This window comes from Psychrobacter okhotskensis, from assembly GCF_965638355.1.
Lineage (GTDB): Bacteria > Pseudomonadota > Gammaproteobacteria > Pseudomonadales > Moraxellaceae > Psychrobacter > Psychrobacter okhotskensis.
In genome coordinates, this window is sequence record NZ_OZ281822.1 from 1,675,270 (window position 1) to 1,688,209 (window position 12,940).

The window sequence follows — 12,940 nt, forward strand, 5'->3', positions numbered from 1 at the left end:
TTTTTAGTTTAGCGTCCATTGATATAAAATAATAACGTCACTAAAGGTCATTAAAACTCACTCTCTGCAGCCCCTTACACCTAAGAGGTGAAGGGGATTTTCTTATACTAATGATAGTCAATACTTTATCACTCAAATACCAAACTAAGATAGAAGTGCATCTATACGGTAAGTATGAAAAGTGGATTTACTCTTTACTGTCACGGTATAAGGTATTTTTTGCCTCTTCCCTAAAGTCCTCATAGGTAATCGCTGGCTCAGTGCTGGCAGATTCATTTTTTACTGCTGTATTCGGTTTGATACTTTGTTTGTCTATCTCTTTTTTATTGCCATGCTTATTTTCTTGAGTCTTTACCATTGGCTCAGCCTCAACGACTGGCGCATTGGCGCTCGTCATTGATGTTTGTTTACTGAGTGACGTTACACGATCAAAGGCAGACACTAAGCTGCCATTCATATCAAGCATCACAACGGTAACAGCAATAATGACCGCGCTGGATACCGCCGTCAAAATGACCAGCTTAACGTTGCTGTGAGACTTGCCTATTGGTTGTTTTGTAGTACTTGATTTTGTAGTGCTTGCTACGGATGATTGAGTTTTATTGAGAATTGGTGGAAAAGTCGTTGTTTGCTCAGACTCGGCCTCTATAGCTGTTATATTGGGATGATAAGTATAAGTATCACAATCTGCTGTTTTTGATGGTGGGTTTTCTGAGCAATACTCTGGTTCATGTACCATGTCTTGCATGGTTTTTTTCAAATATTGTTCGTAAACACTACGCGAGCGTGTATTGATATTGAGCTCACTATCAGGGTGTTCAGGGTGTTCGCTGAGCTCTACACCTTCATTAAAACTGTCATCAAAATCGTGTTTTTTGTCTGTACTTTCCATAGCTCAATACCAAGTCAATCCTTGTCAACAACGGTATATAACCGCATCAATACATTCAATAATACAAATGTATTGATGCTATGCAAGTTGTTTTGGTATGAGCGCTATAACTGACTGACAAACGGTACGAAATATTGAATTTATATAAACGGAAGTTTATTTTTTAATATCTGATAAAATTTTATTTAAGCTAGGGCGTTTTGAACATTCTAAATCTTGGGTAAGTACAGTAACCAACCAATGATTCAAAATTATCAATCATTGGCCTCACGGTATAATGTACGTTGCGACTCTTTCCTAAAGTCCTCATAAGTAATGGCTGGATCGCCACTTGAGCCATCAGCAGATGCGTCTATTGACTGCTCTGTCTCTTCCTCTGTACTGCTATTTTTATTAGCGGCGGCATTTGTTTGCGGTGCGGCGGTTTGATTGCCATTGCTAGCTGTTGATTGCTCAGCATCAACCACTGCGGCCTTGTTTAAGGTAGTTTTAGCCTGAGCTGCTGATTGAGCATTGCTATTAATGTCATTATTTATTTTGTCCTCGACATCGCTCGCCATATTTTTAGAGGCATCAGTAGCAGGCGTTTCTGTCAAGGCAGATAAAATGCCGCTAGCATTCAAAGTGAGCACAATAATTGCGGCCAATAATGTGCCGAGAGCGACACCAATAATGAGCGGCTTTTTATTGCTTGCCAGCTTACCCTGCGGTTTTGTAATCGCTTCAATAACGGGAGCGACTGTATTTTCGATGCCCTTATTTTCAAGGATTGTGTCATCGCCATGAGCTGGATTAGCACTTGTATCATCAGTAGATGTTAAGTCAATTACCTCATTAGTATGTTCAATATGATTACTGTCTAGTTCGAGGTTTAAGTCTTCATTCAAATCTTCATTCAAATTATAGCTATGATAGTTATTGAACGAGTCTGTATTTGATGATTGCTGATTATGTTCTAGCGGAGAGTTATTGTTAAAGACATACTCTTCGTTACTAAAATCAAAACTGATATCTGTAGTTGTGGTATTTGAGGCTGCAACATTTATCTCTTGCTCAGCCTCTGAGCTGGCAAATAACTGTAACTCTTCTGCACTTAAAGGCTCATAGCTAGAGGATTTTTGCGTTTTTTCCCATGCCGTTAATTGGTCGGATTTACCCTCAGTCTGACTACATTCATCTGTACTGCCAACACGATTGATGAAGCGCTCGTAGATATTATTGCTGCGTTTGTGCTTACGTGGCTTGGTATTAGCAATTTTAGCCAATTTTTCTTCAAGGTCAGCACTATTGTCATTATTTTTGTCGTTCATAGAATGATACCAAGCCCGTTTATACTACTGATATGGGATAACTGCTAGAATTAAGGGGGTGATACTAATTGCTTGCTAAATTGTAACACTATCGTTAACCACTAATATAGTTAGTCATTTACTTAGCTTCAAACATAATTTGGCTAGGTGAGCGTATTATTGGTACAAAACATAGCCAATAGCGTATTATTTTCTCTTAAGTAGCTGATGAATACAGAAATAAGACAATGAGTAAAAAAGTAATAGGTATAACAACATGGATCTAAAGCAGCTCAACGCCTTTATTGCTATCGCCGATTTGCGCAGTTTTAGCGCCGCTGCCGCCAAGACAGGACTATCGCAACCCAGTCTGAGCCGAGTCATCAAGCAACTTGAGACAGACATGGGCGTGGTATTGGTAGATCGTTATCACAGACCACTACACTTGACCGAAGCCGGTGCGTTTTTTTACGATAAAATCAGTGCCATATTGACAGAGATTGACACCGTCACCAGTATGACCCAGCGCTTATCAGCGCCGAGCGCAGCATTGAATATTGGTTTTGTACCTTCGGTGCTATATGGTCTACTACCCGAAGTAATCGCCACCCTCAAACAGTCCAACCCTGATATCGAGGTTAATCTAAAAGATATCAGCTCGTATCAGCAAATGGATGCGCTAAAGCATGGTGAGATTGATGTGGGGTTTGGTCGTTTTGCGCATCAAGATCCTTGGATTCAACAGATACTCTTGCGTCATGAGCGCTATGTGGTGGCGCTGCCTAAAGCGCATCCGTTAGCGCATGTGCGTGAACAGCGCCTGATAGATTTGGCAAATAATCGCTTGATTCTATATCACCAAACGCATTTGCCCGTCGCCAAAACCCTAGTAACCTCAAACAAAACATCACGCACATCGACGGCAGCGACGTTCACAACTGATGCAAAAAGTAGCGCAGCACACGCTATTCCTAACAGCGAGCATTCACTGATAAATGAGCCAATCACCGAACCTTTGCTGCATTTATTTGCTCAATATGGCATCTCTCCCTTTATGACCACCACCGTGAGTGATTTGCAAGTCGCTCTTGGTTTGGTTGCTGCTGGTGAAGGCATTACTTTAGTGCCGGCTAGCCTACAGACAGTGCGGACGGAACAAATCAGCTATCAGCGGTTGATTCACGAAAATGTCACCTCTCCTATCTATTTACATACGCTAAAAGACTTTGTACATCCTAAAATCCCAGATCTGCTAAGCGCTATCTATCAGGTCTATGAGCAGCGCGGTATCACTTATCGGCAGCAAAAATTTACCTCAATGCCGTAAATGATAAGAATAGCCTGAAATTATCAGATATTAGCCAGTTATTATGGTATAAAGAACCGCAAAAAATAATCAGTCCTGACACTTGATAGTAATCGCTTATTATGATAACTATCTAGAATGGACATGCAAACAAATAGTAATAATAATTTTAATAACCATTCTCCTGTACGGCATCGTTATGCTAAAGTCGATACAAAATGAATCGTTTTATATTGAGCGTTTTAACATAAGCGCTGTGCAAATGGTATAAAGCGCTTCTCTAATGATCACTGGCAAACTGACACAGGAAAGTGATGATTTGCCGTATTAACCATCTCGAGGTATTCATGTCCACACCACCATTCCATAACCCTAGCACCCCTAATAAAGGCGCTGAAGATACCCTTGCTGCCCAGCAAGAAGGATTTAGCTGGCGCATCTTTGGTCCCGGTATTCTAATGGCGACAGCGGCTATTGGCGGCTCGCATTTGATTTCATCCACCCAAGCAGGTGCCATATATGGCTGGCAGCTGGCCATTATGATTATTTTGGCCAACGTCTTCAAATATCCGTTTTTTCGCTTCGGTACAGATTATGTCTATGATACTGGCGAGAGCTTAATCGCCGGTTATGCTAAGCGCTCAAAAGCCTATCTATGGATTTATTTTGTCTTATCTATCCTATCTGCGGTGATTAGTACCGGTGCTGTGACACTACTTGCGGCGGTAATATTGGGCTTTATGCTGCCAGCTTCCGTGGGACTGTCTAGTATCAGTTTAGCGGTCATAATCGTTGCGGTATCCTGGTTTTTTCTGATTGCCGGTCATTATAAGTTGCTTGATGGGGTCACCAAATGGATTATGATTGCTCTGGTCTCCGCAACCGTATTAGCGGTCCTGATTGCTGCTGGCAAGCCGACGGTGATGACGCCTGATTTTATCCCGACGTCTCCTTGGAATTTAGCGACATTAGGATTTATCGTAGCATTGATGGGTTGGATGCCAGCGCCGCTTGAGTTCGCTGCTATCACCTCGATGTGGACATCGGCAAAGAGAAAAGCGGACAACACCACTCATAAACAAGGTTTGCTTGATTTTAATGTGGGCTTTTTGGTTTCTGCTATTTTAGCGTTGTTCTTTTTAGCATTGGGTGTTTTCGTTCAGTATGGCTCCGGTCAAGAGATTCAAACCGCTGGCGTTGCTTATATTGATCAGCTTATCAATATGTATACTGCCACTATCGGTGAATGGTCAAGACTGCTAGTCGCCTTCGTCGCCTTTATGTGCATGTTTGGGACTACCATTACTTGTGCGGATGGTTACGGTCGTGCCAATGCTGAGTGCTGGCGTTTGCTAAAAGGTGAACACGAGATTAATAGGAAGCAGATTGCTTTTTGGACGACCTATGCCATTGGCGGTGGCTTAATTATTATCAGCTTCTTCGCCGGACAGTTAGGCGCGATGTTGAAGTTCGCTATGATATCTGCCTTTGTATCTGCGCCTATTTTTGGCTGGTTGAACTACTCTTTAGTGAAAAACCATCAAAAACTATCAGCAGGTATGAATATTTATTCGATTATAAGTTTACTGTTCTTAGGCGGTGTCGCCTTATTATTCTTAGCCAACCTCGCAGGTATGCTTGGTTAACTGGTTTTTAAGATTTAGCGAATGGCTGAAACGCCGCTTTTAGCTAATAAAAAAGCCCTTTTAGCTCAGCTACTAGGGCTTTTTCGTTGTTATAGTAAAACAAAGTTAATTGTAACTAAATGTAAAACACCTCAGCTGTCCTAATTCAATTTTTGAGGTTTATGAATAATAGTCTTCCTCAACCGCATAAAAATAGATAATGCTATTCATTTAATAAATAGGTTTAATTTAACTAATTTATATATTTATAAAAATTAAACGATTATCGTAAAACACTGCTTTGTGGGCTTGAATAATTGGGTATAATCAAAGGCAACAACGATAAGATTACCCCTCCACGTAAGGACTACGACATGACTTCATCATCCGCTGGTGCCCGCTTCCGCAGTGCCATGAAACAAAAAAATGATAACAATCAACCGCTACAGATCGTAGGTACAATCAATGCTTATACGGCGATGATGGCGACCCAAGTCGGTCACCAAGCACTATATCTGTCTGGCGCGGGCGTGGCAAATGCTTCATTTGGTCTACCTGACCTAGGTATGACGAGCCTTGATAATGTCCTAGAAGATGCGCGCCGTATTACTGACGCTGTAGAAACACCGCTATTGGTCGATATCGATACCGGTTTTGGCGGTGCTTTTAACATCGCACAAACGATTAAAAAGATGGAAAGAGCTGGTGTGGCCGCCGTACATATCGAAGATCAAATCGCCCAAAAGCGTTGTGGTCATCGCCCTAACAAAGAAATCGTCAGTATCTCAGAAATGGTCGATCGCTTGAAGGCGGCGCTTGATGCCAAAACTGATAGCGACTTTGTCATTATGGCACGTACTGATGCACTTTCTGTTGAAGGACTTGATGCCGCTGTAGAGCGCGCTGTTGCCTTCCAAGAAGCAGGCGCAGACATGATTTTTGCTGAAGCCTTAACCGATATCGAAATGTATCGTAAGTTCACAGATGTACTAGATATTCCAGTACTCGCCAACATGACAGAGTTTGGTCAGACCGACCTTTACACCACTGACCAGCTATATGGCGTGGGTGTCGAGATGGTGTTGTACCCACTATCAGCATTCCGTGCGATGAACAAAGCGGCATTAAACGTTTATCAGCATCTATTAACTGATGGCACACAAGAAAAAGTTGTTGATACCATGCAAACCCGCATGGAGCTGTATGATTTCTTAAATTATCATGAGTTTGAGCAGACGCTAGACAAGCTATTTGCTAATAAGTAGTTAAGAGTTAGTTATTGGCAACACTGAAAAGATAGCTCACCTTTGAGTGTGTTATCTTTTCGAAATCCGTCTTCTACTTTTAGGTTATTTATGCCATTTTTTACTGCTAATACTGCTCTTAAAACGTCACTACTGAGTAGCACGCTTGCGGCGCTATTATTCATGACGGGCTGTGATAAAACACCAGAAACCGCCGACGACACCACCAGTGGTGCAAGCACTGCTGAAGTTGATGCTACCGCACCTGCCACTCAAGATGACTTGGTCATGACAACGATTACGCTAGATACTGTCAACAGCCTACTATTCACGCCGATTATTAATAGCGGTGCGCTCAATGACGAACAAGTAAGCTGTCTTGAGTCGCGCGACAAAGACTTGGGCAAGGCTGAAATGGATGCTTTTTATAAGAGCCAGTTTACTGCTGCAGAGTTAAATGAGCTAAACGAATTTTATTCTTCAGATGTGGGCAAAAAGCTAATTGCTTTTGGTAATGAGCAATTGCGGGCTATGAACGGCGAAGAAATCGCCACGCCGATGGCTGACCCTACACCAGAAGAGATGACTAAGATTCAGACGTTTATGGAATCGCCGCTCGGTGTCAAGTATATGAAGATCAACAATGCTGAGGGTGAAGGCAGCGCTATGGAGGTATTAAACGTACCCATTAATGCTGAATTTGAGCGTTGTAATGTCGATTTAGATGCCTCAGAGCCTATGTAGCGCTCAGCTATATAGTGAACTATAAATTAACTGTAATAAACACTCCCTTTCCAACCCAAAAAAGCTACCAACAAAAGGAATTTCATCATGGCAGCACAAAACCCATCAACAAAAGTATTGTCAGGCGCAGGTCTACGCGGTCAAGTCGCAGGTAAAACAGCTTTATCAACTGTTGGTAAATCAGGCTCAGGTTTGACCTATCGCGGTTATGATGTGTCAGAACTGGCAGATAAATGTATTTTTGAAGAAGTGGCTTACTTGCTACTTTATGGCAATTTGCCAACCCAGAGCGAGCTAGAGGCTTATCAAGCCAAACTCAAAAAACTGCGTGGTCTGCCGCAAGCCCTAAAAGACGTACTCGAACGCATTCCAGCTGACGCCCATCCAATGGATGTACTGCGTACTGGTTGCTCTATGCTCGGCAACCTAGAGACGGAAACTGATTTCTCGCAAGAGAACGATCAAACCGATCGTATGCTGGCGACATTCCCATCAATCATCAACTACTGGTATCGCTTTACTCATGACAATGTGCGTATCGAAACCGACACCGATGATGAGACGATTGGTGGTCACTTCTTGCATCTGCTCAAAGGTGAAAAGCCAAACGAGCTACACGAAAAAGTAATGAACGTCTCACTTATCTTGTATGCAGAGCATGAGTTTAACGCTTCGACCTTTACCGCGCGTGTCTGTGCGTCTACTCTATCTGATATCCATTCTTGCATTACCGGCGCGATTGGCTCACTGCGTGGCCCTCTCCATGGCGGCGCGAACGAAGCAGCGATGGATATGATTGAAGGCTTTAGCTCACCTGATGACGCTGAAGAAGAAATGATGGGTATGCTGGCGCGTAAAGACAAAATCATGGGCTTTGGTCATGCGATCTATAGCGAGTCAGATCCACGTAACGTCGTCATTAAAGGTTGGGCTGAGAAGCTAGCCGCTGACGTTGGTGATGAAGTGCTTTATCCTGTTTCAGTTCGCTGTGAAGAAGTCATGTGGCGTGAAAAGAAACTGTTCTGTAACGCCGATTTCTTCCATGCATCTGCCTATCACTTTATGGGTATTCCAACCAAGTTATTCACGCCAATCTTTGTGTGTTCGCGTCTAACCGGCTGGGCAGCACACGTGTTTGAGCAACGTGCCAATAACCGTATCATTCGCCCAAGTGCAGAATATACCGGTGAAGAATTGCGTCCAGTACCAGAGATGAGTGCGCGTTAATTTTTCTTGATATAGATGATTTGCAGGGTGTGTCTTCCTTACGTGTTTTAAAACTATGTATGAATCACACCCTACAAATACTTACCTCTAACGCTTTAAAAGTTTTTTTAGCAAACTCTGCTTTTATCTTGATGATTTTGCTAAAAGAACTATTCTTTTTTAGCCCTCATTCCAACCAGCCAACAGCCAAAGGTGACTTATGGACAACGCCCTCGTACAACCGATGAATGAACCCTTTAAAAAGCCATTACCCGGCACCGACCTGTATTACTTTGACACTCGTGAAGCGATTGAGAGCATTGAAGCTGGCGCTTATGACAAGCTACCGTTCTGCTCAAAAGTATTGTGTGAAAATTTAGTGCGTCGTTGCCCACCTGAGGATTTGACCGCTGCACTTAAGCAACATATCGAAGGTAAGCAAGACCTAGATTTTCCATGGTACCCTGCTCGCGTCGTTTGTCATGACATCCTAGGTCAGACTGCGTTTGTTGATTTGGCAGGTCTCCGTGACGCCATCGCTGAGCAAGGCGGTGACCCTTCAAAAGTGAACCCAATCGTCCCAACGCAGTTGATTGTTGACCATTCACTAGCCGTTGAGCATGCAGGCTTTGAAGAAAACGCTTTTGAGAAAAACCGTGCTATCGAAGAGCGCCGTAATGATGACCGTTTCCACTTTATCAACTGGTGTCAGTATGCCTTTGATAACGTCAACGTCGTACCACCGGGTAACGGCATCATGCATCAGATTAATTTAGAAAAAATGTCGCCAGTCGTCCAAGTCGTACACAATAAAGCCGGTGAACAAGTAGCCTTTGCCGATACTTTGGTCGGTACCGACAGCCATACGCCAATGGTTGATGCGTTGGGTGTTATCTCGATCGGTGTCGGTGGATTAGAGGCCGAAAGTGTCATGCTAGGCAACCCATCGTATATGCGCTTGCCGGATTACGTTGGTGTTAAATTAACCGGAAAATTGCAAAAAGGTATTACTGGTACCGATTTGGTACTGGCTATGACCGAGTTCTTACGTGATGCAGGCGTGGTCTCTACTTATATTGAATTCTTCGGTGAAGGTGCGCGCGCGCTTACCGTTGGTGATCGCGCCTCTATCTCCAATATGACGCCTGAATATGGCGCGACGGCTGCGATGTTCTATATCGATGAGCAAACCATCGATTATTTACGCCTAACCGGTCGTAGTGAAGATCAAATTAAACTGGTCGAGCAATATGCGAAGCAGACCGGTCTATGGGCAGATGGCATGGAAAATGCCGTTTACGACCGCGTGCTTGAATTTGACTTGTCAGCAGTTGTCCGTAATATGGCAGGCCCTTCACGTCCGCATGCTCGCGTTTCAACCACGGATTTGGTTGCTAAAGGTATTGCTCACGGTGAGGGTGACAAACTCCCTGAACCAGAAGATGGCCTCATGCCAGATGGCGCGGTGATTATCGCAGCGATTACCAGCTGTACCAATACCTCTAACCCTCGCAATATGGTTGCCGCTGGCCTTGTCGCCCGTAATGCTAATGCCAAAGGCCTACTACGCAAGCCTTGGGTAAAATCATCATTAGCGCCTGGCTCAAAAACGGTAAAAATGTACTTAGAAGAAGCTGGACTGATGCCTGATCTACAAAAAATCGGCTTTGATGTGGTTGGTTTTGCTTGTACGACTTGTAATGGTATGAGCGGTGCATTAGACCCTGAGATCGAAAAAGAAATCATCGACCGCGACCTATTCAGCACGGCGGTACTTTCTGGTAACCGTAACTTTGACGGTCGTATCCATCCTTATGCTAAGCAAGCCTTCTTAGCGTCACCACCATTGGTTATCGCTTATGCCATCGCGGGTAATATTCGTTTCGATATCGAAAAAGATTCATTAGGTAAGGATCAAAACGGCAACGACGTTTATCTAAAAGACATCTGGTTTGATGACGAAGAAGTCGATGCCATCGTCGCCAAAGCTGTGAAGCCTGAGCAATTCAATGCCGTTTATATTCCGATGTTTGATGAAGCCAAAAAAGATACAGGCAAGGCACTAAGCCCCTTATACGATTGGCGCGAGATGACCACTTATATTCGCCGTCCGCCCTATTGGGAAGGTAAAATGGCCGCGATGAATAAGCTAAAAGGCATGCGTCCATTGGCTGTATTGGGTGACAATATCACCACCGACCATATGTCACCGTCTAATGCCATTATGGGTGACTCGGCCGCTGGCGAGTACCTCGATACCATGGGCTTACCAAGCGAGGACTATAATTCTTATGCAACGCATCGCGGTGACCATTTGACCGCGCAACGTGCGACCTTTGCCAATCCAAAATTATTGAACGAGATGGTACGTGATGAAGCAGGCAATGTTATTCAAGGCTCACTGGCCCGTGTGGAACCACAAGGTCAAATTATGCGCATGTGGGAAGCGATTGAGACCTATATGAACCGTGAGCAGCCGCTCATCATCATCGCAGGTGATGGCTATGGTCAAGGCTCAAGCCGTGACTGGGCGGCAAAAGGTGTGCGTTTAGCTGGCGTGGAAGCCGTCGTCGCTGAAGACTTTGAACGTATCCATCGTCAAAACTTAGTGGGCATGGGCGCGCTACCGTTACAGTTCGAAAAAGGCACAGATCGCCATACCCTAAACATTGATGGTACGGAAACCTTTGATGTAACGGGTGACGTCTCCGCTGGCGGGCTGATGACCCTAGTCATTAATCGTACCGACGGCAGCAAAACTGAAACCCCTATTATCTGTCGTTTAGATACCGCTGATGAAGTCAAAATGTATAACGCCGGCGGTATGCTACAACGCTTTGCCAAAGAGTTTATCGATGGCACGTTAGATATTGCGTAGATGTTTGCCTTTGATTTACATCTTTTAAAACGTTAAGTACAAAAAGAGCTACTTTGAAAGTGGCTCTTTTTTTATTTTCGCTAAATTAATGAACAAAATTCAGCCTTTGTTCTCTTGCTATAGGTTTCAAACCCCGTTGATTTATAATATACTGGTTTGGTTCACAACGTATTGTCCTAATCATTACCTTATTTTATTGACCCCCATCAGCTTCTGTTATTTCACAAATTACTGTAAAGACAAAAAGGAAATATAATGAGCACTCTTATCGTAGACAATGAAATCAAGCTGAATAAAAACAACCAGCCATTGAGCAGTCACCAAGCATCATTATCCTCAAAGCTATCTGCGCAGTTACCTGAAAAATCACCTACCAAATTACCTGCAGAAACAGATAACCGCCGTCATATCGTCTTAATTGGTGCAGGCTTTGCCGGTATTCGTTGTCTTGAGCAATTGGCCAAATATAGCGCTGACCGTATCACCTTAGTTGACCGTAATGACTATCACTTTTTCCCACCGCTGATCTATCAAGTCTCTGCTGGATTTTTAGCGTCATCAGATATCAGTTATCCGCTACGTCGATACATCTCAAATTATGACAATGTCCGCTATCGTCAAGGTACGCTCTTAAGCATCAATCCTAAAGATAAAACCATCACTCTGGACACCGGTGAGATTTCTTACGACCGTTTGATTATTGCAAAGGGTGCAGAGACCAATTATTTTGGCAATCAAGAGTTAGCCATGCATGCGTTGCCAATGAAAACCATAAAAGACGCACTCAGTATCCGCAACCACATGCTGTCACAGTTTAATTATGCGGCTTCATTGCCCGTTGCCGAGCGTGAGCCCTACTTGTCCATCGTCATCGCTGGTGGTGGTCCTAGTGGTGTTGAGCTGGCAGGCGTGATGTCTGAAATTCGTAGATATACCCTTCATAAAGAGTATCCAGAGTTATTAGATAATATCGGCGGTATAACGTTAGTGACGGCCGATCCTGTGTTGCTCGCGCCAATGAGTGAATCATCACAACAGTATACCAAGCTACAAATGGAGAAATTCAGAGTTGATCTGATCTTTAGTGATCCTGTAAAAAGTTACGATGGTCATATGGTTACCCTACAAAGTGGGCAGACTCTGCACACACACAACCTTATCTGGACGGCAGGCGTCACTTGTGATTTTATACAAGGGCTCGATACAGAGGATTATGGTCAAGGTAAGCGCTTACTGGTTGACAGTCATTTGAGTTTAATAAATCATAACGACATATACGCACTTGGCGATATTGCACTGGCCACTCATGATGAAGCGTACCCGAAAGGTCATCCCCAGTTAGGTCAAGTGGCGAGCAGTCAGGGCACCTATCTCGGTAAGTATTTAAGCGGTAAAACTGATAAAGCATTTCATTATAAACATAGCGGTGATATGGCGATGATTGGACGTCTCACTGCGGTTGCTGATATTAACGGATCGCATTTGAAGGGCTTTATTGCGTGGTTTGCTTGGGTTGTCATTCATATCTTGTCGCTTAGCACCGCCAAAAATCGTTTGGCGACGACTTGGAATTGGATGGTTGCTTTTTTTACCGGAAAGCAGTCCTTCCGTATGAGTATTGAGCCACACGAAGATTCGTTTAAACTTAAGAAAGAGTCCAAACTTTAAAATTCGTGATCACAATAGCTTCACCCAATCAGGATGGGTTGAGTTCTACTGATCAATAGTGTAACATGTACAATGTATTGTACATGTA

The 12,940-nt window shown here is 43.6% G+C and carries 9 protein-coding genes; 7 read left to right on the forward strand and 2 right to left on the reverse strand.

All coding sequences use genetic code 11. From position 1 onward, the window contains the following. Positions 1-187: 187 nt before the first annotated feature. Both ACSUPM_RS07085 and ACSUPM_RS07090 read right to left on the reverse strand, forming a co-directional pair. Positions 188-892 (reverse strand): hypothetical protein, encoded by a 705-nt coding sequence (locus ACSUPM_RS07085; RefSeq protein ID WP_201577198.1) that lies wholly within the window; start codon positions 890-892, stop codon positions 188-190. A gap of 254 nt (positions 893-1,146) precedes the next feature. Continuing rightward, positions 1,147-2,202 (reverse strand): hypothetical protein, encoded by a 1,056-nt coding sequence (locus tag ACSUPM_RS07090; RefSeq protein WP_025652717.1) that lies wholly within the window; start codon positions 2,200-2,202, stop codon positions 1,147-1,149. A gap of 256 nt (positions 2,203-2,458) precedes the next feature. Between ACSUPM_RS07090 and ACSUPM_RS07095 the strand changes: the two genes are divergently transcribed. From ACSUPM_RS07095 to ACSUPM_RS07125, 7 genes are all read left to right on the forward strand, one after another. Further along, positions 2,459-3,508 carry a LysR family transcriptional regulator gene (locus tag ACSUPM_RS07095; RefSeq protein ID WP_025652716.1) on the forward strand — a complete coding sequence of 350 codons (1,050 nt, stop codon included), beginning with the start codon at positions 2,459-2,461 and terminating at the stop codon, positions 3,506-3,508. Between the two features lie 326 nt (positions 3,509-3,834). Then, positions 3,835-5,133: an NRAMP family divalent metal transporter gene (locus ACSUPM_RS07100; RefSeq protein ID WP_025652715.1), complete on the forward strand. Its 1,299-nt coding sequence runs from the start codon at positions 3,835-3,837 to the stop codon at positions 5,131-5,133. A 353-nt stretch (positions 5,134-5,486) separates the two neighbouring features. After that, positions 5,487-6,377 (forward strand): methylisocitrate lyase, encoded by an 891-nt coding sequence (gene prpB / locus ACSUPM_RS07105; protein ID WP_025652714.1) that lies wholly within the window; start codon positions 5,487-5,489, stop codon positions 6,375-6,377. 90 nt (positions 6,378-6,467) lie between these two features. After that, on the forward strand, positions 6,468-7,100 hold the full coding sequence (locus ACSUPM_RS07110) for a DUF2059 domain-containing protein (RefSeq protein ID WP_025652713.1): 633 nt from the start codon (positions 6,468-6,470) through the stop codon (positions 7,098-7,100). Between the two features lie 87 nt (positions 7,101-7,187). Beyond that, complete coding sequence (gene prpC, locus ACSUPM_RS07115) at positions 7,188-8,327, forward strand: bifunctional 2-methylcitrate synthase/citrate synthase (protein ID WP_025652712.1); 1,140 nt, start codon at positions 7,188-7,190, stop codon at positions 8,325-8,327. A 199-nt stretch (positions 8,328-8,526) separates the two neighbouring features. After that, a complete protein-coding gene (acnD, locus tag ACSUPM_RS07120) occupies positions 8,527-11,184 on the forward strand; it encodes a Fe/S-dependent 2-methylisocitrate dehydratase AcnD (RefSeq protein WP_436879798.1) in 2,658 nt (885 codons plus the stop codon). A 255-nt stretch (positions 11,185-11,439) separates the two neighbouring features. Further along, entirely contained in the window at positions 11,440-12,852 is a 1,413-nt protein-coding gene (locus ACSUPM_RS07125) for an NAD(P)/FAD-dependent oxidoreductase (RefSeq protein WP_025652710.1), read from the forward strand. Positions 12,853-12,940: the final 88 nt, after the last annotated feature.

What these genes read in the sequence shown, in the direction of transcription:
- ACSUPM_RS07125 (WP_025652710.1), top strand. Translation starts at nt 11,440, where the DNA reads ATGAGCACTCTTATCGTAGACAATGAAATCAAGCTGAATAAAAACAAC.
- prpC (WP_025652712.1), top strand. Translation starts at nt 7,188, where the DNA reads ATGGCAGCACAAAACCCATCAACAAAAGTATTGTCAGGCGCAGGTCTA.
- ACSUPM_RS07090 (WP_025652717.1), bottom strand. Translation starts at nt 2,202, where the DNA reads ATGAACGACAAAAATAATGACAATAGTGCTGACCTTGAAGAAAAATTG.
- acnD (WP_436879798.1), top strand. Translation starts at nt 8,527, where the DNA reads ATGGACAACGCCCTCGTACAACCGATGAATGAACCCTTTAAAAAGCCA.
- ACSUPM_RS07085 (WP_201577198.1), bottom strand. Translation starts at nt 892, where the DNA reads ATGGAAAGTACAGACAAAAAACACGATTTTGATGACAGTTTTAATGAA.
- ACSUPM_RS07100 (WP_025652715.1), top strand. Translation starts at nt 3,835, where the DNA reads ATGTCCACACCACCATTCCATAACCCTAGCACCCCTAATAAAGGCGCT.
- ACSUPM_RS07095 (WP_025652716.1), top strand. Translation starts at nt 2,459, where the DNA reads ATGGATCTAAAGCAGCTCAACGCCTTTATTGCTATCGCCGATTTGCGC.
- ACSUPM_RS07110 (WP_025652713.1), top strand. Translation starts at nt 6,468, where the DNA reads ATGCCATTTTTTACTGCTAATACTGCTCTTAAAACGTCACTACTGAGT.
- prpB (WP_025652714.1), top strand. Translation starts at nt 5,487, where the DNA reads ATGACTTCATCATCCGCTGGTGCCCGCTTCCGCAGTGCCATGAAACAA.